General features: G+C 55.7%; 21 protein-coding genes. 16 read left to right on the top strand and 5 right to left on the bottom strand.

The genetic code is table 11. The features are described 5' to 3' along the window. Positions 1-2 precede the first annotated feature (2 nt). The 3 genes from leuB to leuD are packed head-to-tail and all read left to right on the top strand — an operon-like array spanning position 3 to position 3,109. Positions 3-1,094 carry a 3-isopropylmalate dehydrogenase gene (gene leuB / locus SBO83_RS11630; protein WP_034787139.1) on the top strand — a complete coding sequence of 364 codons (1,092 nt, stop codon included), beginning with the start codon at positions 3-5 and terminating at the stop codon, positions 1,092-1,094. A gap of 1 nt (position 1,095) precedes the next feature. Continuing rightward, positions 1,096-2,496, top strand: coding sequence for a 3-isopropylmalate dehydratase large subunit (gene leuC / locus SBO83_RS11625; protein WP_185688581.1), 1,401 nt, complete (start codon positions 1,096-1,098; stop codon positions 2,494-2,496). A 7-nt stretch (positions 2,497-2,503) separates the two neighbouring features. Continuing rightward, complete coding sequence (gene leuD, locus SBO83_RS11620; protein WP_278878767.1) at positions 2,504-3,109, top strand: 3-isopropylmalate dehydratase small subunit; 606 nt, start codon at positions 2,504-2,506, stop codon at positions 3,107-3,109. A 64-nt stretch (positions 3,110-3,173) separates the two neighbouring features. Here the strand turns inward: leuD and SBO83_RS11615 are convergent, their stop codons facing one another. Then, a complete protein-coding gene (locus SBO83_RS11615; protein WP_396131619.1) occupies positions 3,174-4,337 on the bottom strand; it encodes an MFS transporter in 1,164 nt (387 codons plus the stop codon). Between the two features lie 157 nt (positions 4,338-4,494). Further along, positions 4,495-4,674, bottom strand: a complete 180-nt coding sequence (sgrT, locus tag SBO83_RS11610; RefSeq protein ID WP_353500982.1) for a glucose uptake inhibitor SgrT — start codon at positions 4,672-4,674, stop codon at positions 4,495-4,497. A gap of 103 nt (positions 4,675-4,777) precedes the next feature. Here sgrT and sgrR point away from each other — a divergent pair, with 103 nt between their 5' ends. The 4 genes from sgrR (at position 4,778) to thiQ (ending at position 10,013) form a co-directional block, all read left to right on the top strand. Next, on the top strand, positions 4,778-6,439 hold the full coding sequence (gene sgrR, locus SBO83_RS11605) for an HTH-type transcriptional regulator SgrR (RefSeq protein WP_396131618.1): 1,662 nt from the start codon (positions 4,778-4,780) through the stop codon (positions 6,437-6,439). 319 nt (positions 6,440-6,758) lie between these two features. Then, complete coding sequence (gene thiB / locus SBO83_RS11600) at positions 6,759-7,742, top strand: thiamine ABC transporter substrate binding subunit (RefSeq protein WP_396131617.1); 984 nt, start codon at positions 6,759-6,761, stop codon at positions 7,740-7,742. Then, positions 7,718-9,328, top strand: coding sequence for a thiamine/thiamine pyrophosphate ABC transporter permease ThiP (thiP, locus tag SBO83_RS11595; protein ID WP_396131616.1), 1,611 nt, complete (start codon positions 7,718-7,720; stop codon positions 9,326-9,328). Before thiB ends, thiP begins: the two co-directional genes overlap by 25 nt. Continuing rightward, positions 9,312-10,013 (top strand): thiamine ABC transporter ATP-binding protein ThiQ, encoded by a 702-nt coding sequence (gene thiQ, locus SBO83_RS11590; protein WP_396131615.1) that lies wholly within the window; start codon positions 9,312-9,314, stop codon positions 10,011-10,013. The genes thiP and thiQ overlap by 17 nt, the downstream gene beginning before the upstream one ends. Positions 10,014-10,020: 7 nt before the next feature. Here thiQ and SBO83_RS11585 read toward each other — a convergent pair whose 3' ends face one another. Continuing rightward, positions 10,021-10,788: a DedA family protein gene (locus tag SBO83_RS11585; RefSeq protein ID WP_185688587.1), complete on the bottom strand. Its 768-nt coding sequence runs from the start codon at positions 10,786-10,788 to the stop codon at positions 10,021-10,023. A 314-nt stretch (positions 10,789-11,102) separates the two neighbouring features. On the opposite strand from SBO83_RS11585, the gene SBO83_RS11580 reads away from it, so the two are divergent. From SBO83_RS11580 to rluA, 3 genes are all read left to right on the top strand, one after another. Then, on the top strand, positions 11,103-13,499 hold the full coding sequence (locus SBO83_RS11580) for a DNA polymerase II (RefSeq protein ID WP_396131710.1): 2,397 nt from the start codon (positions 11,103-11,105) through the stop codon (positions 13,497-13,499). Positions 13,500-13,694: 195 nt separating this feature from the next. Continuing rightward, on the top strand, positions 13,695-16,592 hold the full coding sequence (gene rapA, locus SBO83_RS11575) for an RNA polymerase-associated protein RapA (RefSeq protein ID WP_396131614.1): 2,898 nt from the start codon (positions 13,695-13,697) through the stop codon (positions 16,590-16,592). A 66-nt stretch (positions 16,593-16,658) separates the two neighbouring features. Then, entirely contained in the window at positions 16,659-17,360 is a 702-nt protein-coding gene (gene rluA / locus SBO83_RS11570) for a bifunctional tRNA pseudouridine(32) synthase/23S rRNA pseudouridine(746) synthase RluA (protein ID WP_396131613.1), read from the top strand. A 69-nt stretch (positions 17,361-17,429) separates the two neighbouring features. Here rluA and djlA read toward each other — a convergent pair whose 3' ends face one another. After that, positions 17,430-18,245: a co-chaperone DjlA gene (gene djlA, locus SBO83_RS11565; protein ID WP_396131612.1), complete on the bottom strand. Its 816-nt coding sequence runs from the start codon at positions 18,243-18,245 to the stop codon at positions 17,430-17,432. Between the two features lie 182 nt (positions 18,246-18,427). Here djlA and lptD point away from each other — a divergent pair, with 182 nt between their 5' ends. The 6 genes from lptD (at position 18,428) to apaH (ending at position 25,334) form a co-directional block, all read left to right on the top strand. Beyond that, positions 18,428-20,803 (top strand): LPS assembly protein LptD, encoded by a 2,376-nt coding sequence (gene lptD, locus SBO83_RS11560; protein WP_396131611.1) that lies wholly within the window; start codon positions 18,428-18,430, stop codon positions 20,801-20,803. A 66-nt stretch (positions 20,804-20,869) separates the two neighbouring features. After that, positions 20,870-22,165, top strand: a complete 1,296-nt coding sequence (gene surA / locus SBO83_RS11555) for a peptidylprolyl isomerase SurA (RefSeq protein WP_353500971.1) — start codon at positions 20,870-20,872, stop codon at positions 22,163-22,165. Continuing rightward, the gene (pdxA, locus tag SBO83_RS11550) at positions 22,155-23,162 is read left to right on the top strand and encodes a 4-hydroxythreonine-4-phosphate dehydrogenase PdxA (RefSeq protein WP_396131610.1); all 1,008 of its coding nucleotides are present in this window, start codon (positions 22,155-22,157) and stop codon (positions 23,160-23,162) included. Before surA ends, pdxA begins: the two co-directional genes overlap by 11 nt. Positions 23,163-23,182: 20 nt before the next feature. After that, positions 23,183-24,016, top strand: coding sequence for a 16S rRNA (adenine(1518)-N(6)/adenine(1519)-N(6))-dimethyltransferase RsmA (gene rsmA, locus SBO83_RS11545; RefSeq protein WP_396131609.1), 834 nt, complete (start codon positions 23,183-23,185; stop codon positions 24,014-24,016). Positions 24,017-24,096: 80 nt separating this feature from the next. Next, entirely contained in the window at positions 24,097-24,474 is a 378-nt protein-coding gene (gene apaG, locus SBO83_RS11540) for a Co2+/Mg2+ efflux protein ApaG (protein WP_396131608.1), read from the top strand. Positions 24,475-24,479: 5 nt separating this feature from the next. After that, complete coding sequence (apaH, locus tag SBO83_RS11535; protein WP_396131607.1) at positions 24,480-25,334, top strand: bis(5'-nucleosyl)-tetraphosphatase (symmetrical) ApaH; 855 nt, start codon at positions 24,480-24,482, stop codon at positions 25,332-25,334. Between the two features lie 66 nt (positions 25,335-25,400). On the opposite strand, the gene folA is transcribed toward apaH, so the two are convergent. Beyond that, positions 25,401-25,889, bottom strand: coding sequence for a type 3 dihydrofolate reductase (folA, locus tag SBO83_RS11530; RefSeq protein ID WP_278878633.1), 489 nt, complete (start codon positions 25,887-25,889; stop codon positions 25,401-25,403). Positions 25,890-26,225: the final 336 nt, after the last annotated feature.

The raw sequence follows: 26,225 nt of genomic DNA, 5'->3' as shown, positions 1-26,225 counted from the left end.
ACATGAGCAAGACCCATCATATTGCCGTCTTACCCGGCGACGGCATTGGCCCGGAAGTAATGCAACAGGCGTATAAAGTGTTGGACGCGGTACGTCAGCGCTTTGGCCTGAAAATCACCACCAGCGAATACGACGTTGGCGGCGCAGCTATCGACAAGCACGGCAGCCCATTGCCACCGGCCACCGTTGCCGGTTGTGAGCAAGCAGACGCCATCTTGTTCGGCTCAGTGGGTGGCCCGAAATGGGAACATCTGCCGCCAAATGATCAGCCAGAGCGCGGCGCTTTGCTGCCGCTGCGTAAGCACTTCAAGCTGTTCAGCAACCTGCGCCCTGCCCGCCTGTATCAAGGTTTGGAAGAGTTCTGCCCGCTGCGTGCCGACATCGCCGCAAAAGGTTTCGACATTCTGTGCGTGCGCGAACTGACTGGCGGCATCTACTTCGGTCAGCCTAAAGGTCGCGAAGGCCAAGGCATGCACGAGAAAGCCTTCGATACCGAAGTTTATTATCGTTTCGAAATTGAGCGTATTGCCCGCATCGCCTTTGAGTCTGCACGCAAACGCCGCAGTAAAGTGACGTCAATTGATAAAGCTAACGTGCTGCAAACCTCCATTATGTGGCGCGAAGTGGTTAACGAAATCGCCAAAGATTACCCGGACGTCAGTCTGAGCCACATGTACATCGACAACGCTACCATGCAGCTGATCAAAGACCCGTCGCAGTTCGACGTGCTGCTGTGCTCCAACTTGTTCGGCGATATCTTGTCTGACGAGTGCGCGATGATCACCGGCTCCATGGGCATGTTGCCATCGGCGAGCATGAACGAGCAGGCTTTCGGCTTGTTCGAACCGGCTGGCGGTTCAGCGCCGGATATCGCAGGCAAAAACATTGCTAACCCGATTGCTCAAATCCTCTCCGCAGCCCTGCTGCTGCGCTACAGCCTTGGCGCTGATGACGCGGCGGACGCTATCGAGCAAGCAGTAAATAAAGCATTAGAGGCAGGCCATCGCACAGGCGATTTGGCCAACAGTGGTAACGCAATTGGCACTAACGAAATGGGCGACATCATTGCCCGCTTCGTGGCAGAAGGGGCATAACATGGCGAAGACTTTATATCAGAAATTGTTTGATGCTCACGTGGTGTACGAAGCGCCAAACGAAACTCCATTGCTGTATATCGACCGTCATTTGGTGCACGAAGTGACCTCCCCGCAGGCGTTCGACGGCCTGCGCGCCAAGGGCCGTCAGGTGCGTCAACCGGGCAAAACCTTCGCCACCATGGACCACAACGTTTCGACGCAGACCAAAGACATCAATGCCAGCGGCGAAATGGCCCGCATCCAGATGCAGGAACTGATCAAGAACTGTGCTGAGTTCGGCGTACAGCTGTATGACCTGAATCACCCGTTCCAGGGCATCGTCCACGTTATTGGACCTGAGCAAGGCATGACCTTGCCGGGCATGACCATCGTGTGCGGCGACTCCCACACCGCCACGCACGGCGCTTTCGGCTCATTGGCCTTCGGTATCGGCACCTCTGAAGTTGAACACGTTTTGGCGACGCAAACCCTGAAGCAGGGCCGTGCGAAAACCATGAAAATCGAAGTGACTGGCGACGCTCCGGCAGGCATCACCGCCAAAGACATCGTGCTGGCCGTCATTGGTAAAACCGGCAGCGCGGGCGGTACTGGCCACGTGGTCGAGTTCTGCGGTAAAGCGATTGAAGCCTTGAGCATGGAAGGTCGTATGACCCTGTGCAACATGGCTATTGAAATGGGCGCTAAAGCGGGCTTGGTTGCCGCCGATGAAACCACCTTCGCTTACTTGAAAGGCCGCCAGTTCGCGCCGAAAGGCCAAGACTGGGATGAAGCCGTGGCTTACTGGAAGACGCTGAAAACCGACGAAAACGCCACGTTCGACACCACTGTCACCCTGAACGCAGCGGATATCGCCCCTCAGGTTACTTGGGGCACCAACCCAGGCCAGGTGATGGCGGTGAATCAGGTTATCCCTAACCCATCCTCTTTCAGCGACCCGGTAGAACGCGCGTCAGCTGAAAAAGCGTTGGCTTATATGGACTTGCAGCCGGGCATTAAGTTGACCGACGTCTCCATCGACAAAGTGTTTATCGGCTCTTGCACCAACTCACGTATTGAAGATTTACGCGCAGCTGCGGCCATTGCCAAAGGCCGTAAAGTCGCCAGCGGCGTGCAGGCTATCGTGGTGCCAGGCTCTGGCCCGGTGAAAGCGCAGGCAGAAGAAGAAGGTTTGGATAAGATTTTCATCGAAGCCGGTTTCGAATGGCGTTTGCCGGGCTGTTCAATGTGTCTGGCGATGAACAATGACCGTCTGAATCCGGGCGAGCGTTGTGCTTCCACCAGCAACCGTAACTTCGAAGGTCGTCAGGGCCGCGGTGGTCGTACTCATCTGGTAAGCCCGGCAATGGCAGCTGCCGCCGCGGTTACTGGCCGTTTCGCTGATATTCGTGAACTGAACTAAGGAAACCATCATGACTAAATTCACTCAACATATTGGTCTGGTGGTTCCGCTGGATGCGGCTAACGTCGATACCGATGCCATCATTCCTAAGCAGTTTTTGCAGAAAGTGACCCGTACCGGCTTCGGCCAGCACCTGTTCAACGACTGGCGTTTCTTGGACGACGCGGGGCAGCAGCCTAACCCTGATTTCGTGCTGAATAAGCCGCGTTATAAAGGCGCAAGCATTCTGTTAGCTCGTGAAAACTTCGGCTGCGGCTCATCCCGTGAGCATGCGCCTTGGGCGCTGACTGATTACGGCTTCCACGCCGTGATCGCCCCAAGCTTTGCCGATATTTTCTACGGTAACTCGTTCAACAACCAACTGCTGCCAATCACCCTGAGCGATGAGCAAGTGGATGAGTTGTTCAAACTGGTTGAAGCTAACGAAGGCATCACCTTCGAAGTGGATCTGGAAAACCAAGTGGTCAATGCCGGTGGCAAAAGCTACGCGTTTGAAATCGACAGCTTCCGCCGTCACTGCATGATCAATGGCTTAGACAGCATTGGACTGACCTTGCAACACGAAGCAAATATCTCCACTTACGAGAACAAACAGCCCGCATTCATGAAGTAATGGCTGAGCCGTTTGATAAAAAAACCCGCGAAATTCGCGGGTTTTTTATTGCCGATGACTCAGCTCACACGTCTTTGACTCTCCACATCAGGCCAAACGCCAGTAGGGATAACAGGGTGATCACCCAATAGACCGGATAATGGCCGAAGTTCTCGACGATAGTGCCTTGCAGCAGCCCGGCGAAAATCACGCCGGTCGAAATACTATTGGTAAACAGCGTGGTCGCCGACCCAGCCCGACCGGGCATTAAGTCTTGAAAATAGAGCATGCCGATGCCCGCAATAATGCCGATGAATATCGCATTGAACAGTTGCAGCAGGAGCAGCGCCGTTTTCGACTCAAACAGCACCAGCCCGGCATAGAACAGTACGCCGTTGACGGCGGCAACCAGCATTAGGCGTCGCTTGCCCCAGCGTTTCACTAAAGTGCCCGCAATCAGCATCGCCGGGATCTCAATCCCCGCCGCCGTACCCATCAGCAGCCCGGCTAAGCCTTCTGGCAGCCCGAGATCGCGCGCGATATACAACGGCATATCAATCACATACATCAGATTGCAGGTCCACATCAGTAACGACGCGAAAAACAGCAGCCTGACATCCCGATTGCGCCACGCGCTCACCGCCACCTCGGCATTATCCACCGGCTGCTCCACGCGTGGCACCGACGGCAGAAACAGCCAAATCATCAGGATACTGGCGATATACACCGCCGCCGCGCTGAGATACATCAGCGTGAAGCCGTAATTGAGCGCAAGCATAAAGGAGAGCGGTGGGCCGAGCACCCAGGCCAGCGACAGCATGGCGCGCATTGTTGAGCTGAACATTACCACTTCGCTGGCGGAGCGATCCGCGTGCTCGCGGGCCAGCGCAAACAGCTGCGGCATCGAAGTATTGGCAATCGCCGCCAGCAGCACGCCGACGGTGATCAGCACTAAATAGTCGCGGCTAAAGGCAAAAACCAGCGCGTTGCCCACCGCCATCACGCAGCAAAGTAGCAGTAGCTTTCGGCGGTCGCCCTTCATATCCGAGCGATTGGCCAGCAGGAAGCTGACTGCAATGCCCGCGATGGCATTCACCGTATAAAACAGCCCAACCCACATCGGCCTGACCTTCACTTCATTGGTCAAAAACAGGCTTAGAGTAGGTGCCTGTAACGCCCCGGCAATGCCGCACAGCAGGGAAACGGTCAGAAAAGTGGCATAGATTGAATTGATACGACGCGTAAGCATGAGCCATCCCAAGGTGGTCGAAGGCGGGTAAACAACTCCCAGTGTAGCCGCGTTTTAAAATAAAAAAACCAGTGAGTTACCTCACTGGCTGGTGACAATACACCATTACTCAGAAATCGTTTTAGCCAGCCTGAAGCCGCTTAAGTTCAGGCCAGAATTAGGTATGTTTGCGGTACTGCTCGTCGCTCATCTCGTCGATATCCCACTGCATTAGCTGAGTCAGCGTGGCAACGCGATACTCTTGCGGCACCCAGTTCAACCACTCAGCTGGCGCGCTTTTTGGGGCGACCGCGCGGAAATAGCGCTGGAAAAAATCTCGATTTAGAAGACCTTGCATGCTGACCTCCTGGGTAAGTGCGTTACGGCTTTGTTGCTAAACAGTATCGGAGTAATATGAGGAAAGATAAATTGATGAAAACAGCACCTGGAGTTCCTCTTTTATGTCCTCAGCGCGTTTACAACAACAGTTCATTCGGCTTTGGCAAAGCTGCCACGGGGAAGAGACGCACACCACGTTACAGGCACTTTCCGAGGTGATGAACTGCTCGCGCCGCCATATGCGATCCTTGCTCACCACCATGCAGGAAGAGGGTTGGATCAACTGGCAGGCCGAGGCCGGCCGTGGCAAACGATCTACGCTGACCTTTCTCTACACTGGCCTTGCGCTCCAGCAACAGCGGGCAGAGGAGCTATTAGAAGAGGATAAAATCGATCAGCTGGTGCAGCTGGTCGGCGACAAAAAGGCCGTGCGCCAGATGCTGATTTCTCAGCTGGGCCGCAGCTTTCGTCAGGGGAAACATATCCTGCGCGTGCTCTACTATCGCCCGCTGCTGAATCTGCTGCCTGGCACCATGCTGCGGCGTTCAGAAACTCATATTGCCCGGCAAATTTTCAGCGGCCTAACGCGCATAAATGAGGAAAACGGGGAATTAGAAGGCGATTTAGCTCACCACTGGCAGCAGCTATCCCCGCTGCACTGGCGTTTCTATCTGCGCCCGGCCATTCACTTCCATCACGGCCGCGAGCTGAACATGGCGGATATCATCAGCAGCTTTGCCCGGCTGAGCACCCATCCGCTGTTTGCGCACCTTTCATCAGTGACGTCGCCGACGCCCAACGTCATCGACATCCATCTCAGCTCGACCGACAAGTGGCTGCCGTGGCTGCTGGGCAACGTTCACGCCATGATTTTGCCGCAAGAGTGGGCGTCGATGCCGGACTTTGCCCGTCACCCTGTCGGCACCGGCCCCTACGCCGTGGTGCTCAACCAAAACACCCAGCTACGCATTCGCGCCTTTGACGAGTATTTCGGTTTTCGCGCGCTGATTGATGAGGTCAATATTTGGGTGCTGCCGGAACTCACCGAGGACTTGGTGCATTCCGGCGTCCAACTGCAAGCCGACGAATCTGGCGACAGCGAGCCGGAAAGCCGCCTTGAGGAAGGCTGTTATTTTCTGCTTTATGACCAGCGTTCGCCTATCGGCAGTGACGAAGCCAGCCGCCTGTGGCTCAGCGAGTTACTCAGCCCGATTGCCCTGCTCAACGCCACCGAGACCATTTACCAGCGCTACTGGGCACCCGCCTTTGGCCTGCTGCCGCGCTGGCACCACCTGCAGACCCACCTTCCGCATCCCAAGCCCGCCCACCTGCGGGAAATAACCCTGACTTACTACAGCGAGCACTCGGAGCATCAGGCAATCAGCAAGGCCATTACGCCTCTGCTGGCGGCGCACGGGGTGAAGCTCAACATTCAGGTGGTGGATTACGCCAGTTGGCACAGAGGGGAAGCGAAAAGCGATGTCTGGCTGGGCAGCGCCAACTTCACCCTTCCCCTTGAGTTTTCACTATTTGCTACCCTGCTCGAGCTGCCGTTAATCAACTACTGCATGGATTGCGACCTGAAATCCGACGGCGCAAAGTGGCGCGCCGGACAGTTGAACATGGCGGAGTGGGCGCAGAAACTGGTAGAGAATAACCATCTGCATCCGCTGTTCCATCACTGGCTGGTGCTACAGGGACAACGCAGCATGCGCGGGGTGCGCATGAACACCCTCGGCTGGTTTGACTTTAAATCCGCCTGGTTCGCGCCGCCGGACAGTTAATGCTTCTTCCACAAGCCGCGCGAAGTCTCTAGAATGGCAATCGTTCTCAACGGGGTGCCTGAAGTTCATTGTTTTATGAACTCTATTTAAACGCCGCGAGCGAGTGTTTAGCGGGTGAAGTCCAGCGCACAGCCAGCGCAGCGTACTCAAGTACGTGAGCATGGCGAGCACTGCACGACGCCCGATCAACACCCGCGCAGCAAGTTTAAAGGCTGAGATAAACTCGTCGAACCTGATCCGGTTAACCCCGGCGGAGGGATTTGAGACTGCGCCTGCTTACTCAAAATCCTTTGCCCCTTTTCTTTTATGGAGTGCAAAGTTGAAGAAATTACTGCCTTTCCTGCTGCTGTTGAGCGCCCCGGCCTTCGCCGCCAAGCCTGTCCTCACCGTTTACACCTATGACTCATTCGCTGCTGACTGGGGCCCCGGCCCGGCGATTAAAAAAGCCTTTGAAGCTGACTGCGGCTGCGAACTGAAATATGTCGCGCTGGAAGACGGCGTCTCGCTGCTCAATCGCTTACGGATGGAAGGTAAAAACAGTCAGGCTGACGTGGTGGTCGGGCTGGATAACAACCTGCTGCAAGCCGCCGAGCAAACGGGCTTGTTCGCCAAAGCACCGGCTATCGACGCCAAGCTGGATATCCCAGGCGGCTGGAATAACCCAACCTTCGTGCCTTACGATTACGGCTACTTCGCCTTCGTCTATGACAAAAACAAGCTGAAGAACCCGCCGAAAAGTCTCGATGAGCTGATTAACAGCCCGCAGAACTGGAAAGTGATTTACGAAGACCCGCGCACCAGCACCCCGGGCCTCGGCCTGCTGCTGTGGATGCAGAAAGTCTATGGCGACAAAGCGCCGCAAGAGTGGCAGAAGCTGGCGAAGAAAACCGTCACCGTCACCAAAGGCTGGAGCGAGGCTTATGGACTGTTCCTCAAAGGGGAAAGTGATCTGGTGCTGAGCTACACCACCTCTCCGGCTTACCACATTATTGAAGAGAAGAAAGATAACTACGCCGCCGCGAACTTCAGCGAAGGCCACTATATGCAGGTTGAAGTTGCCGGGCAGTTGGCCGCCAGCAAACAGCCGGAACTGGCGGCGAAATTCATCAAATTCGTCACCAGCGCGGGCTTCCAGAACACCATTCCAACCGGCAACTGGATGTACCCCGTAGTGAAATCCGAGCTGCCTGCCGCCTTTGGTCAGTTGACCGTACCGAGCAAATCCCTGCAATACAGCGCGCAAGACGTCGCTGATCACCGTAGTCAATGGATTCAGGCATGGCAAACCGCCGTCAGCCGCTAATCCCCCACTGGCTATGGCCGGGCATGGTCGCCGCCCTGAGTATTTTAGCGGTGGCCGTGCTGGCGCTTGGTTCCCTGTGGCGTCATGCGCCACAGTTAGCTGGCCCCTCGCTGTGGCAAGACGCCTATCTGTGGCATGTCATTCGCTTTACCTTCTGGCAGGCGCTGCTGTCGGCGCTGTTCTCCGTGCTGCCCGCGATTCTGCTGGCGCGCGCCCTGTTCCGCCGCCGCTTTCCCGGCCGCCAAATCCTGCTGCGCCTGTGCGCCATGACCTTAGTGCTGCCGGTGTTGGTTGCGGTGTTCGGCATTCTCAGCGTCTATGGCCGCCAGGGCTGGCTGGCCCAGCTCTGCCAATGGTTGGGCGTGGATTACGCCTTCTCGCCCTATGGGCTGAAAGGCATTTTGCTGGCTCACATCTTCTTTAACCTGCCGCTGGCCGCCCGCCTGCTGCTGCAGGCGCTGGAAAACATCGCTACCGAGCAGCGCCAGCTTGCCGCCCAGCTCGGCATGAACGCATGGCAGCAGTTCCGTTTTGTCGAATGGCCCGCGCTGCGCCGCCAGATCCTGCCCGTCGCCGCGCTGATCTTTATGCTGTGCTTCGCCAGCTTTGCTACCGTGCTCTCCTTGGGCGGCGGCCCGCAGGCCACCACCATTGAGCTGGCGATTTATCAGGCCCTGAGTTACGACTATGACCTAACCCGCGCCGCCAGTCTGGCGCTGATTCAGCTGGTGTGCTGTCTCGGGCTGGTGATGCTAAGCCAGCAGCTCAGCCGCGCGCTGCCTGTCGGTCATACCCACGCGCAAAAATGGTATGACCCCAACGACTCGCTGCTGCGCCGAAGCTGCGACGCCCTGCTGATCGCCCTCGCGCTATTGCTGATCCTCCCTCCGCTGCTGGCAGTGGTGGCCGACGGCGCCAATCGCGCCGTGCTCAGCGTGCTTCAACAACCGGCGCTGTGGCAGGCTTTGTGGACCTCGCTGCGCATCGCGGCGGGCAGCGGATCGCTCTGCGTGATCCTGACCATGATGCTGCTGTGGAGCAGCCGCGAGCTGAGACTTCGCCAGCGCAGCGGCTGGGCGCAGGCGCTGGATATCAGCGGCATGCTGATTCTGGCGATGCCCGGCATCGTGCTGGCGACCGGCTTCTTCTTACTGCTGAGCGACACTATCGGGTTGCCGCAGTCGCCGTGGTCGCTGGTTATCATGACCAACGCGCTGATGGCGGTTCCCTATGCCATGAAGGTGCTGGATAACCCGATGCGTGACGTCGCCGAGCGCTACAGCCTGCTCTGTTTGTCTCTGAATATGCGCGGCTGGCGTCGCCTGCGCTGGGTGGAACTTAGCGCGCTGAAACGCCCTTTAACGCAGGCGCTGGCCTTCTCTTGCGTGCTGTCGCTGGGGGATTTCGGCGTGATTGCGCTGTTCGGCAATGAGAATTTCCGCACGCTGCCTTTCTATCTTTATCAGCAGATTGGTTCTTATCGCAGTCAGGACGGCGCAGTCACCGCGCTACTCTTGCTGCTGCTCTGCTTCCTGCTGTTCACCCTGATTGAACGTTTACCGGGCCGCCATGCTGACGCTAAATAAACTGACCTACCTGTATGAACACCTGCCGATGCGCTTTGATTTACAGATTGAGGCGGGAGAGCGCGTCGCCATTCTGGGGCCAAGTGGCGCGGGGAAAAGCACTCTGCTTAGCCTGACGGCGGGCTTTCTCGCGGCCACCAGCGGGAAAATTCTGCTTAATGGCCAAGACCATAGCCAGACGCCACCGGCCAAGCGCCCGGTCTCCATGCTGTTTCAGGAGAACAATCTGTTCTCCCATCTGACCGTGCGCCAGAACATGGGGCTGGGGCTGCATCCGGGATTAAAACTAACCGCCGCGCAGCTGCAGGAATTGTTGGAAATTGCCCGACAGGTGGGGCTTGAGGATTGTCTAGATCGCCTGCCTTCGCAGCTTTCCGGCGGGCAGCGCCAGCGCGTGGCTTTGGCGAGATGCCTGTTACGCAGCCAGCCTATTTTGCTGCTGGATGAGCCATTTTCTGCCCTCGACCCGGCCTTGCGCAGTGAGATGCTCAATTTGCTGGATAAGGTCTGCTCGGAGCGCAGTCTGACGCTGCTGATGGTGTCGCACAATCTGGATGATGCGGTTCGGGTGGCGCAACGCACGCTGCTGATTGTCGACGGCCGCATCTACTATGACGGCCCGACGCAGGCTCTGGTGGAAGGTAGTGCAGCAGAAGCCCAGATCTTGGGCATTCCGCTGCGCTGAGAGAGGGTTAACGGGTGATCACTTTCCACAGCAGATGCCCGTAAACCGGCATTAAGGGCTGCTTGCTCAACATCACAAAGCAGACCGCCGTGCCGATCACGCCAAGCACTGAGAGCACGCGCACTCGCGCCAAAGGCAGCCAGCGCGCCATAGCGTCGCCGCTGTTTTTATCTGAACGGAACCAGCGCCACAGTAACCACGCCGTCAGCCACAACAAGGCGGCAGAGCCCAGCAGCAGCCATTTGAACACCGTGCTGTTATGCCCGGCGGGGATATCAATCGCCACGCCCGCCAAAATACCCGGCAGGAAGTAGACCGGCGGCCAGGTGATGCAGCCGACAATATTCGGCGGAGCAAATTTATACGGCGGCAGACTGAGCATCCCAGCGACCATCGGCACCAGCGGGCGAGTCGGCCCAATAAAGCGGCCGATAATTACCGTCGCGAAGCTGTGACGGTCGAGCGCGCTGCCGGTTTTGTCGAGCAGCGCCTGATAGCGTTGCAGGAACTTCCAGTTATGCAACGGCCCCTTGAAGCGACGGCCGATGAAATAGGAGGCCCAGTCGCCCACGAAACAGCCCAGCCCTGCGGCCAGCCAGGCTTCATACAGGCCAACCTGTCCACTGCCAATCAAGGTGCCCAGAGTGGCCATCATGACGGTGCCGGGAAGGATCAACCCGACCAGCGCCAGCGATTCAAAAAACGCCACCACCGCAACGATAATCAGTGCAATTCCCACCGACTGCGCGACGAGATGCTGTAAATAGGCTTCCATAAAATCCCAGTGTTATGTGCGTCTTGCATGGTCAAAATAATGGCTGACCATCCCTGCATTATCAGGTAAATGGCTGATTAGGCTATGAATGCAAAGCATTTACAGAACAAATTTCAGCCTGGTAATTCATAAGTGTAGCTTTATAAAACATTACGCGGCTGAATTGTCAGCGCAGGGCGAAAGTGAGTCAACCGGCGAATTGTATGCATATTTGCCTAAATGCGCCTTAAACCCGCGCCGATGGACAAGAACTGTATAAATAACCATACTATATTGCTCTACCCTGCTTTTTTACTCGACCTAATGAGGCGCTTATCAACGCACCCACTTCGCACGCTTCGACGCTCACCTCGCCACGTCAGGGGTTTGTGTTAACCCGACACTGGCGTGACACCCCGCGCGGTACGGAGGTGGAGCTGTGGCTGGCGACCGACAGCGGCCCCCAGCGCGTGCGTTTGCCTTTGCAGGAGTCGGTGGCTTTTCTGCCGGTCGAGCAACAAAAACAGGCCGAACGACTACTGGTCGGTGAGAAAGGCTACAGCCTGCGCGAGTTGCCTTTGCAGGATTTCCAGTCTCGCCCGGTCCTTGGTCTGTATTGCACTCAGCACCGCCAGTTAATGCGGCTGGAGAAACTGCTTAAAGAAGGGGGAGTCACCCTGTTCGAAGCAGATATTCGCCCGCCCGAGCGCTATTTAATGGAGCGCTTCATCACCGCGCCGGTGTGGTTCAGCGGCCAGCAGAGTGGCGACAATCTGCTGGTTGAAACCCGCATAAAGCCCGCCGAAGCCTATCGTCCGCCGCTAAAGCTCTGCTCGCTGGACATTGAAACCAGCGGCAACGGCGAGCTTTACTGTATCGGCCTTGAGGGCTGCGGCCAGCGCCACGTCTACATGCTCGGGCCGCCGAACGGTGACCCAGATACTCCGCGCGACTTCATTCTGGAGTATGTCGACAGCCGCCCGAAGCTGCTGGAAAAACTCAATGAGTGGCTGGCGGCCTACGACCCTGACGTCATTATCGGCTGGAATGTGGTGCAGTTTGACCTGCGCGTGTTGCAAAGACACGCCGAGCGCTACCACATCCCGCTGCGTTTTGGCCGCGATGGTAGCGACCTCGAGTGGCGCGAGCACGGCTTCAAACAGGGGCATTTCTTCGCCGCCGCCGCCGGGCGTTTAATCATTGACGGCATTGAAGCACTGAAATCGGCTTTCTGGAACTTCTCCTCTTTCAGTTTGGAAAACGTCTCGCAAACTTTGCTCGGTGAAGGCAAAGCCAGCGACAGCCCTTACCAGCGATTGGCCGAAATCGAACAGCGTTTTCGCGAAAATAAGCCCGCGCTGGCCCACTACAACCTGAAAGACTGCGAGCTGGTGACGCGCATTTTTGCTAAAACCGAGCTGATGCCCTTTCTGCTTGAGCGCGCCTCGGTGACCGGGCTGGCGGTCGATCGCCACGGCGGCTCGGTGGCCGCTTTCACCCACCTTTATTTACCGCGCATGCATCGCATCGGCTATGTCGCGCCGAACATGGGCGAACGCGAAGGGGAAATGAGCCCCGGCGGCTTCGTGATGGACTCCCGTCCCGGCCTGTATGATTCCGTGCTAGTGCTTGACTACAAAAGCCTTTACCCGTCGATTATCCGCACCTTCCTGATTGACCCCGTCGGGCTGGTCGCGGGTTTGCAGCAGCCCGATGAGCAACACGCCGTGCCGGGCTACCGCGGCGCGCACTTCTCCCGTGAGAAGCACTGCCTGCCGGAAATCGTCCGGCAAATCTGGCAAGGACGGGAAACCGCCAAGCAGCAAAACAACAAGCCGCTGTCGCAGGCGCTGAAAATCATCATGAACGCCTTTTATGGCGTGCTGGGTTCCAGCGGCTGTCGCTTCTTCGACCCAAGGCTGGCGTCATCCATCACTCTGCGCGGCCACGACATCATGCGCCAAACCCGCGAACTGATTGAAGCTGAAGGCTTTCAGGTGATTTATGGCGATACCGATTCCACTTTTGTCTGGCTAAATAAAGCCCACTCTGAAGAGGAGGCCGGTGCCATTGGCCGCCGTCTGGTGGAGCAGGTGAATGCCTGGTGGAAAGCCCATCTTCAGCAGGAATATGGGATAGAAAGCGCGCTGGAGTTGGAGTTTGAAACCCACTTCAAACGCTTCCTGATGCCGACCATTCGCGGCTCTGAGCAGGGCAGTAAAAAGCGCTATGCCGGATTAACCCAAGGGCCGGACGGCGAACATATCATCTATAAAGGTTTGGAAACCGTGCGCACCGACTGGACGCCGCTGGCGCAGGAGTTCCAGCAGGCGCTGTATCAGCGTATTTTCCATAATCAGCCCTATCAGGACTATGTGCGGGATTACGTGGCAAGCACGCTGGCGGGCGAGTTCGACAGCCAGCTGGTTTATCGCAAACGCCTGCGCCGCAAACTCAGCGACTACGAGCGCAATGTGCCGCCGCACGTCCGTGCTGCAAGGCTGGCCGACGAGTATAATTTGGCCCAAGGCCGCGCACAGCAGTATCAAAACGGCGGCTGGATAAGCTATGTCATGACCACTTCCGGGCCGGAGCCGCTGGAGAATCTGCATTCGCCGATTGATTACGACCACTACATTGAGCGCCAGCTCGAGCCGGTGGCCGACGGCATTCTGCCCTTCCTGCATGATGACTTTGCTACACTTATCACTGGCCAGATGGGTTTGTTTTAAATCAGGCGCGCGGGTCTGTTTAGTAAAGATGTATCGTGACGTAAGGGCCGCCTTCTATTACCATAGCGCCCTTTCCCGAATCTGAACCACCCCCATAAAATTAACCATTCCGCGCCACTGGCGAGGAAAGCAAGCTATTACTAAAAATCAGGGCGCAGTAAAGCCGTTCATAACAGACAGACACAGAGAGAGATTATGCCGTTTACATTGGGTCAACGCTGGATAAGCGACACGGAAAGCGAATTAGGATTAGGGACCGTCGTCGCGATTGATACGCGCATGGTAACCCTGCTTTTCCCCGCCACTGGTGAAAACCGACTGTATGCTCGTAATGATTCCCCAATCACCCGCGTGATGTTTAACACCGGGGACACCATCAGTAGCCATGAAGGATGGCAGCTACTGGTTGAAGAAGTGGTTGAAGATAAAGGGCTGCTGACCTACATCGGTACGCGTACCGACACCGAAGAGACGGGCGTCGCGATGCGCGAAGTGCTGCTCGACAGCAAGCTGACCTTCAGCAAGCCTCAAGACCGACTGTTCGCCGGTCAAATCGATCGCATGGACCGTTTCGCCCTGCGTTTCCGCGCCCGTAAATACCAGCGCGAACAGTTCCGTCTGGAGTTCGGCGGCCTGCGCGGTATGCGTGCCAGCCTGATCCCCCACCAGCTGCACATTGCTTATGAAGTGGGCCAGCGCCACGCCCCGCGCGTGCTGTTAGCCGACGAAGTGGGTCTGGGTAAAACTATCGAAGCCGGGATGATTATCCACCAGCAATTGCTGTCTGGTCGCGCTGAACGCGTGCTGATCGTGGTGCCGGAAACCCTGCAACACCAGTGGCTGGTCGAGATGCTGCGCCGCTTCAACCTGCGCTTCTCGCTGTTTGATGACGACCGCTACGCCGAGTCGGTCCATGAAGCCACTAACCCGTTTGAAACCGAGCAGTTGGTTATCTGTTCGCTGGACTTCGTGCGCCGCAATAAGTCTCGTCTCGAGCAGTTGTCAGAAGCCGAGTGGGACATGCTGGTGGTCGACGAAGCGCACCACTTGGTGTGGAGCGAAGACGCGCCGAGCCGCGAATATCAGGTGATCGAGCAACTTTCTCAGCAGATCCCAAGCGTGCTGTTGCTGACCGCAACCCCAGAGCAACTGGGCCAGCAGAGCCACTTTGCCCGCCTGCGCTTGCTCGACCCGGATCGTTTCCACGATTACGAAGAATTCATCGAAGAGCAGCAGCAGTATCAGCCGGTGGCTGATGCCGTGACCCTGCTGCTCAACCAAGAACAATTAACGCCGGAGGCACTGGCGCTGCTGGGCGAACGCGTAGGCAATGCCGACGTCGACACCCTGCTGGCCGCCGCCAACGCCGGGGATGAAGCCGCCGCCAAGAAGCTAGTCGCGATGCTGATGGACCGCCACGGCACCAGCCGAGTGCTGTTCCGTAACACCCGTAATGGCGTGAAAGGCTTCCCCGAGCGCCACCTGCACGCGGTGAAATTGCCTCTGCCAACCCAGTACCAGACCGCAATTAAGGTGTCCGGCATCATGGGCGCCAAGAAAACGGTAGAAGCGCGCGCTTACGACATGCTCTACCCGGAGCAGATTTATCAGGAGTTCGAAGGCGACAACGCCACCTGGTGGAACTTCGACCCGCGCGTGGAGTGGCTGTTGGGCTACCTGACGGCCAACCGTGACGAAAAAGTGCTGGTGATCTGCGCCAAAGCCGCCACCGCGCTGCAACTGGAGCAGGTGCTGCGCGAGCGCGAAGCCATTCGCGCCGCCGTGTTCCACGAAGGTCTGTCAATTATTGAGCGTGACCGCGCGGCGGCCTACTTCGCTTCTCAGGAAGATGGCGCGCAGGTGCTGCTCTGTTCTGAAATCGGCTCCGAAGGGCGTAACTTCCAGTTCGCCAGCAAAATAGTGATGTTCGATCTGCCCTTTAACCCGGACCTGCTGGAGCAGCGTATTGGTCGTCTGGACCGTATCGGCCAGCAGAACAACATCGACATCATGGTGCCTTATCTCGAGCAGACCGCGCAGTCGGTGCTGGTGCGTTGGTTCCATGAAGGTCTGGACGCTTTCGAGCACACCTGCCCGACCGGCCGCACCATTTACGACAGTGCCTACGAGCAGCTGATTGCTTTCCTGGCGACGCCAAACGAGCAAGAAGGGTTGAACGAGTTTATTGCTGAATGCCGCAGTAAGCACGACGCCCTGAAGCTGGCGCTGGAAAACGGCCGCGACCGCCTGCTGGAGATGCATTCCAACGGCGGCGAACCGGCACAGCAGCTGGCAAAAGAGATCGGCGAGCAGGATAACGACGTCAATCTGGTGAACTTCGCGCTGAACCTGTTCGACATCGTGGGGATCAATCAGGAAGACCGTAGCGATAACCTGATCGTGCTGACGCCGTCAGATCACATGCTGGTGCCGGACTTCCCTGGCCTGCCAGAAGATGGCTGCACCGTGACCTTCGACCGTGAGCAGGCGCTGTCCCGCGAAGACACGCAGTTCATCAGTTGGGAACATCCGATCATTCGCAATGGTCTGGATCTTATCCTGTCAGGCGATACCGGCAGCTGCGCGGTGTCTATCCTGAAGAATAAGGCGCTGCCGGTCGGCACGCTGCTGGCCGAGCTGGTGTATGTGGTGGAGTGTCAGGCACCGAAGCACCTGCAATTAACCCGCTTCTTGCCACCGACGCCGGTTCGCATGTTGATGGACCGTAAAGGCACCAATCTGGCGGCTCAGGTTGAATTCGAAAGCTTCAACCGCCAGTTAAATGCCATTAACCGTCACAACTCCAGCAAGCTGGTCAACGCGGTACAGGCTGATGTCCACGCCATGCTGCAACAGGCCGAGCCGCAGATTGCCGAAGAAGCCCGCACGCTGATTGAAGCCGCCAAGGTCGAAGCCGACGTGCAGCTGAACCAAGAGCTGGCGCGCCTGAAGTCGCTGAAAGAGGTTAACCCAAACATTCGTGATGACGAGCTGGAAGCGATAGAATCGAACCGCCAACAGGTTCTGGCTAACCTGAACGATGCCAGCTGGCGTCTGGATGCAATCCGCTTGGTGGTGGTTAGCCACCAGTAATGCCAGCCAAGAGGCAGGTGCCCCCTGCCTCTTCCCTTTTCATGACAGTAGATAATTGAAACCGCGATGAGTGAAAATCAATCCACATCCTACATCCCTTCCAATACCAAGCCGCTGGAGGATTACCACCCGCCGAAGGATCCTTGGTTACAGGTGATTTTTCAGGATGAGCACATCATGGTGGTCAATAAGCCAAGCGGCCTGCTGTCCGTTCCTGGCAAGCTGGCTGAGCATCACGACAGCCTGATGACCCGCATTCAGCAAGAGTTTCCCGAAGCCGAGACGGTGCATCGCCTGGATATGTCCACCAGCGGCGTGATTGTGGTGGCGTTAACCAAGGAAGCCGAGCGCGAGCTGAAACGCCAGTTCCGCGAGCGCGAGACCAAAAAAGTCTATATCGCCCGCGTCTGGGGCCGGGTGGAAGAGGATTACGGCATTATCGATTTGCCGTTGATTTGTGATTATCCGAATCGCCCAAAACAGAAGGTGTGTCACGAAACCGGAAAAAAAGCCCTCACCCAGTATGAAGTGATCTCCTGGGACGATGACGGCACCACGCGCGTGAAGCTGCGCCCGATCACCGGCCGCTCGCACCAGTTGCGCGTTCACCTGCTGGCTATTGGTCATCCGATCCTTGGCGATAAGTTCTATGCGCCGCCCGAGGCAATGGCCGTGGTCAATCGCCTGCAGCTGCACGCGCAGGAGTTGTCGTTTTACCATCCGATCACCGATACGCCGCTGGTCTTCAACTGCGAGCCGGATTTCTAAGGGCAAGATATAAATAAAAAGGCGCTGAACTAACATTCAGCGCCTTTTTTGCGTCAGAAGATCAGAAGATTATTTAAAACCTTTCTCGCGTTTAATCAGGTCATAAGCCGCCTGAATCGCCTGCGCCTTCTCTTTCGCCATCTCCATCATTTCCGGCGGCAGGCCTTTCGCCACCAGCTTGTCGGGATGATGTTCGCTCATCAGCTTGCGATAGGCGCGCTTAATGACGGCGCTATCGTCTGACGGACTGACACCCAGCACTTTACAAGCATCGGCCAGCGTCGGCCCTTGCGGAGCCTGCCGGAATCCGCCCTGTGAGTAATGCCCCTGCTGCCCGCCAAATTGCTGACCGCCCTCCATCATGCTGAGGAACTGGTCGAACTGCTGGCGGGAGATGCCTAACTCTTCGGCGATGACGTACAGCACCTGCCGTTCATTAGGATGCAGCGAGCCATCGGCAAAGGCGGCCTGGATCTGAATTTCCAGAAAAGTCCGGATTAGATCGAAACGCCCAAAACAGACGCTGCGCAGTTCGCGCATCTTCTCACGCAGTGGATAACTCGACTCTTTACCACTCTGGAATGCGCGCTGTGCTGCATTACGGTGCTCGCCGTGCAGCTGCATTCTGTCCATATAAAGGCTGGCAATCTGAATATCAGCCTCGGTAACACGCCCCTTTGATTTCGTTAAATGCCCCATCACCTCAAAGGTGGTGCGGAAAAAAACAGTTTGTCTTGTCTGTTGATCGGCAAAATAACCGCGGCTTTTAACCGCGCGCGCCTTGTCGAACATATGCCCGACCAACACCCCAATTACGATTCCCCAGAATCCCACGCCGGACATTAAACCCAGCACAAGCCCGAGCAGCTTTCCCCAATACTGCATATACTCCTCAATTCACCATGGCGTCGTCGAAAAATTGCTTTATCATAACTGGCATTTATCGTTGTGCCTAACGGCGACGACGTTTACCGGTTGGATTTAACACTAGCGCAACGATGATGAGTAATATAGTCTCTGACCGTTTGCCGGCATGATGCCTCTGATGACGGAACACCATTTTACGTATGAAAAACAGACGTCTGAAAACACGCTTCCCCACGCTGCTGGCCACCACTATTTGGACGGCCCTGTACAGCCATGGCGCTTTAGCTGATCTCGCTGCGCAGTGTATGCTCGGCGTGCCTACTTATGATAAACCTCTGGTAACCGGTGATCCGAATAAGCTTCCTGTTAATATTCAGGCGGATCAGGCCACCGGCAACTATCCCGACAACGCGCTGTTTAGCGGTAGCGTTAATGTCGAGCAGGGTAACAGCTCACTGACTGCCGATCAGGTGCAGCTTAATCAGGTAACTACGCCTGGCGAAGCCACGCCAATCCGCACCGTGACCGCAACCGGTGACGTGAGATATAGCGATCCGCAGATCAAACTGAACGGCCCTAAAGGTTTCTCGAATCTAACCACCAAAGATACCGATCTGGAAAAAGGTGACTACCAGATGGTAGGCCGCCAAGGTCGCGGTACGGCAGATAAGATGAAGCAGCGTGACAGCAACCGCTACACCATCTTGGATAACGGTACCTTTACTTCCTGTCTGCCCGGCGATAACAGCTGGAGCGTGGTGGGTTCGACCATCATTGAAGATCGTCAGGAAGAAGTGGCTGAAATCTGGAATGCCCGTTTCCACATTGGCCCGGTGCCGGTGTTCTACAGCCCGTACATGCAGTTGCCAATTGGGGACCGCCGCCGTTCCGGTTTCTTGATCCCGAACGCCAACTACAGCAGCACTAACGGCTTCGGCGTTACAATTCCTTATTACTGGAATATCGCGCCTAACTACGACGCCACCATCACCCCAAACTACATGAGCAACCGTGGTCTGCAATTGCAGAACGAGTTCCGTTATCTGACCGGCCTCGGCGCGGGGCTGATGGAGTTCGATTATTTGGGCGATGATAAAAAAATCGACGACGATTTTGTGAAGAGTCAGGCGCGTCAAAGCGATAAAACCAAACGCTGGTTGTACTACTGGGTGCACTCAGGCGTCGTGGATCAAGTCTGGCGTTTCAACGTTGACTACACCAAAGTCAGCGATCCGTACTATTTCAATGACTTTGACTCAAAATATGGTTCAACCACGGACGGCTATGCGGCGCAGAAATTTAGCGTCGGCTATGCCAATAAAAACTGGGACGCGACCTTAGCCAGTAAACAGTTCCAGATCTTTAACGGCACGGGTGACGGCAACGCTTATCGCGCAATGCCGCAGTTTGACGTCAACTACTACAAAAACGATCTCGGTCCGTTTGACCTGCATGTCTACGGCCAGGCCGCCAAGTTCACCAGCGTAAACCCGGATAACCCGGAAGCCACGCGACTGCACTTAGAGCCAACATTAAGCCTGCCGCTAAGTAACAGCCTGGGTAGCCTGGATAATGAAGTCAAATTAATGACGACCCATTATCAGCAGGATATTCCTGACTCGTTCTTTGCTGCCAACCCTAACTCTAAGCTGCAAAGCTCGGTGAACCGTACGCTGCCTGAGTTTAAATCTGACGGCAAGATGGTGTTTGAACGCACCATGGATTGGAACGCGGGCTATACCCAAACCCTCGAACCACGCGCCCAGTATCTCTATATTCCTTACCGCGACCAGAGTGGGATCAACACCTATGACTCCACGCTGCTTCAGTCCGACTACACCGGCCTGTTCCGCGATAAGAGCTACAGTGGCCTTGACCGTATTGCTTCAGCTAACCAAGTGGCGAGTGGGTTAACGACCCGTATTTACGATGATGGTTTGGTTGAACGCTTTAACGCATCATTGGGACAGATTTACTACTTCACCCCTCCGCGCACTGGCGATCAGAACAGCGTTCTGGATAAAAATGATGATACCGGCAGCCTGGTGTGGGCGGGCGATACTTACTATAAAATCAATGACTTCTGGGGTGTTCGCGGCGGTGCGCAGTATGACACACGCCTTGATGCCTTAGCGCTGGGTGATGCGGTGCTTGAATACCGAGGTGACGCGGACAAAATGGTTCAGTTGAGCTACCGTTATGCCAGCCCGGAGTATATTCAGGCGACATTACCTAACGTGAGAAACCCGGGTTATCAGCAAGGTATTTCGCAAGTGGGTGGCATCGCCAGCTGGCCGATCGCCGATCGCTGGGCCATCGTGGGTGCCTATTATTACGACACCAAAGCACAGCAACCGGCTGATCAATTGCTCGGTCTGCAATACAATACCTGCTGTTGGGCGGTTGGCTTTGGCTACGAGCGTAAAATCACCAACTTTGATAACGTCAACGCAGAAAGTAAGTATGACAACAAGATTTCACTCACTCTTGAACTTCGTGGCCTGAGTAATAGTCATACCCTCGGAACCGCAGAAATGCTGGGCCGCGGTATATTGCCTTATCAACGTGCATTCTAAGACCGACGACATGTTGAACTCAGTGAACTTGCATCCGCAATTGCGGATTAAACAAATGGAAAATGTATGAAGAACTGGAGAACACTTCTCCTCGGCGTAACGCTTTGTGCCAGCACCGCGTTTGCAGCCCCTCAAGAGGTTGATAAAGTGGCCGCCGTGGTGGATAACGGTGTGGTCCTGGACAGTGACGTCAATAGCCTGATGCAATCTGTTAAACAGCAGGCTAAAGAGGCAAATCAGCAATTACCTGATGACGCAACGCTGCGCCACCAGATCCTTGATCGCCTGATCATGGACAAGATCCAGTTACAGATGGCCGATAAAATGGGCATCAAACTAACTGATGAAGACGTTGATAAAGCCATCGCGGGGATTGCCGCACAGAACAAACTGACGGTTGACCAACTGCGTAGCCGCCTGGCCTACGATGGTCTGAACTACAGCACTTACCGTGCCCAGATCCGTAAAGAGATGATGATCAGCGAAGTGCGTAACAGCGAAGTTCGTCGTCGCGTTACCGTTCTGCCACAGGAAGTTGATGCACTGGCCAAACAGGTTGGCGCACAAAACGGCGGCGACGCTGAGTTCAACCTGAGCCACATTTTGCTCCCCCTGCCGGAAAACCCAACGCAGGACCAGGTCGATACGGCTGAAGCTTTAGCCAAGAAACTGGTAGCTGAACTGAACAACGGTGGCGACTTCGGGAAAATGGCGATCGCCTACTCTGCTGACTCCCAGGCGCTGAAAGGCGGCAACATGGGTTGGGGCAAATTGCAGGAGCTGCCAACGCTGTTTGCTCAGGCACTGAGCACCGCGCAGAAAGGCCAAATCATCGGTCCAATCCGTTCCGGCGTCGGCTTCCATATCCTGAAAGTTAACGATATCCGTGGCGACAACAAAACCGTTTCTGTTACCGAAGTTCACGCACGTCACATCTTGCTGAAGCCGTCGGTGGTCATGACTGACGATCAGGCTCGCGCGAAGCTTGAGCAGGTCGCGGCGGATATTCGCAGCGGTAAAGCCAAGTTTGCTGATGAAGCGAAGCAGCTTTCTCAGGACCCAGGTTCAGCGAATCAGGGCGGCGACTTAGGCTGGGCATCTCCTGACATGTACGATCCGGCGTTCCGTGACGCCCTGATGAACCTGAAAAAAGGCGAACTCAGCGCACCGGTTCACTCCTCATTCGGCTGGCACTTGATTCAGTTACTCGATACCCGTCAGGTGGATAAAACCGACGCAGCGCAGAAAGAGCGCGCGTATCGCATGCTGTTCAACCGTAAATTCTCTGAAGAAGCTCAGACCTGGATGCAGGAACAACGTGCCAATGCGTACGTGAAGATTCTGGACGGTAATGGACAATAATTCTTTAGCGACAAAAAGTTTGGTCATCACCCCCGGCGAGCCAGCCGGGGTTGGGCCGGATCTGGTACTTGCTCTGGCTCAACAGGCGTGGCCTGTTGAGTTAGTGGTTTGTGCCGATCCGGCTTTGTTACTTGAGCGCGCCCAGATTTTGGGATTGAAAATCGAGTTACGTGATTACCAGCCGGGCGCGGCGCCTCAGCCTCAGGCTGCGGGCACGCTGACCGTTTTGCCGGTGAAAACCGCGGTTCCAGTGATCGCTGGTCAGCTTAACGTAGCTAATGCAGGTTACGTGGTGGAAACGCTGGCTCGCGCCTGTAACGGCGCTATCAACGGCGAATTCGCCGGCTTAGTGACCGGTCCGGTGCAGAAAAGCATTATCAATGATGCCGGAATTCCGTTTATCGGCCATACCGAGTTCTTCGCCGATCGCAGCCAATGCAATCGCGTGGTGATGATGTTGGCGACGGAAGAGCTGCGCGTTGCTCTGGCGACGACGCATCTGCCGCTGATGGACGTCCCCGCAGCGATCACTCGTCAAAGCTTGCATGAAGTGATCACCATTTTGCATCATGACTTGCAGACCAAATTTGGTATTGTCGATCCGCAAATTTATGTCTGTGGTCTTAACCCGCACGCTGGGGAAGGCGGTCACATGGGGCATGAAGAGATTGATACCATCATTCCTGCGCTGAATGAATTGCGCGAAAAGGGAATGAGTCTGATTGGTCCGCTGCCAGCAGATACGCTGTTCCAGCCGAAATATCTGCAACACGCCGACGCGGTGTTATCGATGTATCACGATCAGGGCCTTCCGGTGCTAAAATACCAAGGATTCGGCCGCGCAGTGAATATCACACTCGGCCTGCCCTTTATCAGGACCTCCGTTGATCACGGTACCGCACTTGAACTGGCCGCCACCGGCACTGCCGATGCAGGCAGCTTCAAGACTGCAATAAATCTCGCCATTCGCATGGCAACCAATTCTGCTGTTCTATAAAGAAAAGTAAAACAACTACAATGAATAATCGTGTACACCAAGGCCACTTTGCTCGTAAACGTTTCGGGCAAAACTTTTTAACCGATCAGTTTGTTATCGACAGCATCGTATCGGCTATCCATCCATTGCCCGATCAGGCCGTTGTCGAAATCGGTCCCGGCCTGGCTGCTTTAACAGAGCCGGTTGCCTCGCGCCTTAATAGTATGACCGTGGTCGAGCTTGACCGCGATTTGGCCGCCCGTCTGGAGACCAATCCGAAGATGGCCAGCAAGCTGCGTGTGATCCAGTCTGACGCCATGAAAGTCGACTTCGGCGAGCTGTCGAAAGAGCTGGGCCAGCCGCTGCGCGTGTTCGGCAACTTGCCGTATAACATCTCCACGCCGCTGATGTTCCACCTGTTCCTCTATACTAATGCTATTCGCGACATGCACTTTATGTTGCAAAAAGAAGTGGTTAACCGTCTGGTTGCCGGGCCGAACAGCAAAGCTTACGGCCGCCTGAGCGTGATGGCGCAGTACTACTGCCATATTATTCCCGTGCTGGAAGTTCCGCCGGAATCCTTTACGCCAGCGCCAAAAGTGGAATCTGCGGTGGTGCGTTTAATTCCGCACGCTGAAATCCCTTATCCGGTTGACGACATCCGTATTCTGAGTCGTTTGACCACCGATGCCTTTAACCAGCGTCGCAAAACCGTGCGTAACAGCCTCGGCCATTTGTTCACCGTTGAAGAGATGGTAGAGCTGGGTCTGGATTTACAGATGCGCGCAGAGAATATTTCTGTTGAGATGTACTGCAAACTGGCTAATCGCTTATCTACCCGGCCGAAAAATGGCCAGCCGCAGCCAGAACAATAATCGTACTGAGCCAATATGATAAGGGGCGCAAGTGCCAAAGCACTGCGCCTCGAAACATAAAGGAAGCGAGGAGTAACGCTATGCTTGATTCACCACGCGTATGTGTTCAGGTGCAAAGTGTCTACATTGAATCGCAGTCGATACCTGAAGAAGAGCGCTATGTCTTCTCTTACACCGTGACCGTCCGTAATCTCGGCCGCTTCAACGTACAGTTACTCCGCCGTTACTGGTTGATTACTGACAGTAATGCCCGGCAGATAGAAGTTCAGGGTGAAGGTGTGGTCGGTGAACAACCGCTTATTCTTCCTGGTAACGAATTCCATTACACCAGCGGCGCCGTGCTAGAAACGCCACTGGGCACCATGGAAGGGCATTACGAAATGGTCGCAGAGGACGGTGAATTATTCCGTGTCCCTATCCCTGTTTTTCGCCTCGCAATCCCAACGCTGATAAATTAACTCTCATGTCGACATATCTTATTGGTGATGTTCACGGCTGTATCGATGAACTCAAAGCGCTATTGGCGCAAGTCAATTTCAATCCTGAACAAGACCGATTATGGCTGACGGGCGACCTCGTGGCGCGCGGCCCCAACTCGCTCGAAGTGCTGCGCTATGTCAGCAGCTTGGGGGAGTCAGTGCGCATGGTGCTGGGAAATCATGACCTGCACTTGCTGGCGATCTATGCGGGGATCAGCTTTAACAAACCCAAAGATCGTCTCAATCCCCTGTTGGAAGCCGAAGACGCCGATGAGCTGATCAACTGGCTGCGTCGTCAACCGGTATTGCAGGTTGATGAAGAGCTGAAGCTGGTGATGGCTCATGCGGGCATCACGCCGCAGTGGGATCTGGAAACCGCGCAGATGTGCGCCCGTGAAGTGGAAGCCGTGCTGAGCAGCGACACCTATCCGCTGTTCCTCGACGCCATGTATGGCGATATGCCGAACAACTGGTCGCCAGAGCTGAGCGGCTTAGCACGTCTGCGTTTTAGCACCAACGCCCTTACCCGCATGCGCTACTGCTTCCCGAACGGTCAGTTGGACATGATGTGCAAGGACACGCCGGAGAACGCGCCGCGCCCACTTAAACCTTGGTTTGATATTGAAAGCCCGATCCGCCAGGCCGGATACAGTATCGCCTTTGGGCACTGGGCTTCTCTGGAAGGTAAAGGCGCGCCGGAAGGCGTTTATGCGCTGGATACCGGATGCTGCTGGGGTGGCGTATTGACCATGATCCGTTGGGAAGATAAGCAATATTTCACCCAACGCTCTAATCGCCGTAGCGACAAAGAGCAGGTTGCGGCGCCGACCGCGTCCTGAGCACCCTTGGGCAGATCAAAAAAGGCACCTTTTCAGGTGCCTTTTTTATTTAGCCGGCGTTGGGGCTTAGCCGCGGTTCCTGTCCAGAATTTCAAAGCAGAAGCCGTGAGAGTTCTGCTCGTCAGCGTCGTGGAATTCGCTGAAGGTGCTTTCCCACTCATCCGGCTCGTAGTCGGGGAAGTGCGTGTCCCCTTCTACTTCGGCATCAATGTGCGTCAGGTATAAACGGTCAGCGCGCGCCAGGAACTGGTCGTATACGTGACCACCGCCCATGACCATCACTTCCTCAACATCGCCCGCTGCAGCAATAGCAGCATCAATGGAGGTAACCCAGGTGACTCCGTCGTGCGTGCCCGGTTGTGAACTGATCACGATATTTAAGCGACCAGGCAAAGGACGACCAATAGACTCGAACGTTTTGCGTCCCATGATGACCGGTTTGTTCAGCGTATTACGCTTAAACCAAGCCAGGTCAGCCGGTAAATGCCAAGGCATGGCGTTTTCCATGCCAATAACGCGATCCGCCGCCAGTGCGGCGATCAGGCTGATAATCATTATGAAGCCCTGTGTAGAAGAGGATATTTACGGTGACTCAAAAAAGTGCAGACACTATACGGAAAGCCCCTCAAGCCGTCGATAGCGATAACTGCCCAACCTACAGATATAAGATGGCTCTTAGTCATGCGCGATTTATCATCATAAAAGTTCCAATTCGGCACCTTAATCCACGTCATATATAACGAATAATTATCTTAAAACGGTATATATCACTTATACGAATTCCAGACTCTTCAGAGCTTGTACAGTGCGGCTTACATGCTGGCGGTATTCGCGTACAGGGCCGTACAGCCCTCACCACTCCGCCGACGCGACTTTATACGAAACACAAAA

This window comes from Ewingella allii (genome assembly GCF_044430645.1).
Lineage (GTDB): Bacteria > Pseudomonadota > Gammaproteobacteria > Enterobacterales > Enterobacteriaceae > Ewingella > Ewingella allii.
Note: the sequence above shows the minus strand (reverse complement) of the source record. Positions and strands in the feature narration are given on the sequence as shown.

Bases quoted from the DNA above. Each gene is read 5' to 3' on its own strand.
- apaH (WP_396131607.1), top strand. From the start codon at position 24,480: ATGTCGACATATCTTATTGGTGATGTTCACGGCTGTATCGATGAACTC.
- pdxA (WP_396131610.1), top strand. From the start codon at position 22,155: ATGGACAATAATTCTTTAGCGACAAAAAGTTTGGTCATCACCCCCGGC.
- sgrT (WP_353500982.1), bottom strand. From the start codon at position 4,674: ATGCAAGGTCTTCTAAATCGAGATTTTTTCCAGCGCTATTTCCGCGCG.
- surA (WP_353500971.1), top strand. From the start codon at position 20,870: ATGAAGAACTGGAGAACACTTCTCCTCGGCGTAACGCTTTGTGCCAGC.
- apaG (WP_396131608.1), top strand. From the start codon at position 24,097: ATGCTTGATTCACCACGCGTATGTGTTCAGGTGCAAAGTGTCTACATT.
- sgrR (WP_396131618.1), top strand. From the start codon at position 4,778: ATGTCCTCAGCGCGTTTACAACAACAGTTCATTCGGCTTTGGCAAAGC.
- lptD (WP_396131611.1), top strand. From the start codon at position 18,428: ATGAAAAACAGACGTCTGAAAACACGCTTCCCCACGCTGCTGGCCACC.
- SBO83_RS11615 (WP_396131619.1), bottom strand. From the start codon at position 4,337: ATGCTTACGCGTCGTATCAATTCAATCTATGCCACTTTTCTGACCGTT.
- SBO83_RS11585 (WP_185688587.1), bottom strand. From the start codon at position 10,788: ATGGAAGCCTATTTACAGCATCTCGTCGCGCAGTCGGTGGGAATTGCA.
- thiP (WP_396131616.1), top strand. From the start codon at position 7,718: ATGGCAAACCGCCGTCAGCCGCTAATCCCCCACTGGCTATGGCCGGGC.
- rapA (WP_396131614.1), top strand. From the start codon at position 13,695: ATGCCGTTTACATTGGGTCAACGCTGGATAAGCGACACGGAAAGCGAA.
- rluA (WP_396131613.1), top strand. From the start codon at position 16,659: ATGAGTGAAAATCAATCCACATCCTACATCCCTTCCAATACCAAGCCG.
- leuB (WP_034787139.1), top strand. From the start codon at position 3: ATGAGCAAGACCCATCATATTGCCGTCTTACCCGGCGACGGCATTGGC.
- djlA (WP_396131612.1), bottom strand. From the start codon at position 18,245: ATGCAGTATTGGGGAAAGCTGCTCGGGCTTGTGCTGGGTTTAATGTCC.
- folA (WP_278878633.1), bottom strand. From the start codon at position 25,889: ATGATTATCAGCCTGATCGCCGCACTGGCGGCGGATCGCGTTATTGGC.
- leuC (WP_185688581.1), top strand. From the start codon at position 1,096: ATGGCGAAGACTTTATATCAGAAATTGTTTGATGCTCACGTGGTGTAC.
- rsmA (WP_396131609.1), top strand. From the start codon at position 23,183: ATGAATAATCGTGTACACCAAGGCCACTTTGCTCGTAAACGTTTCGGG.
- thiQ (WP_396131615.1), top strand. From the start codon at position 9,312: ATGCTGACGCTAAATAAACTGACCTACCTGTATGAACACCTGCCGATG.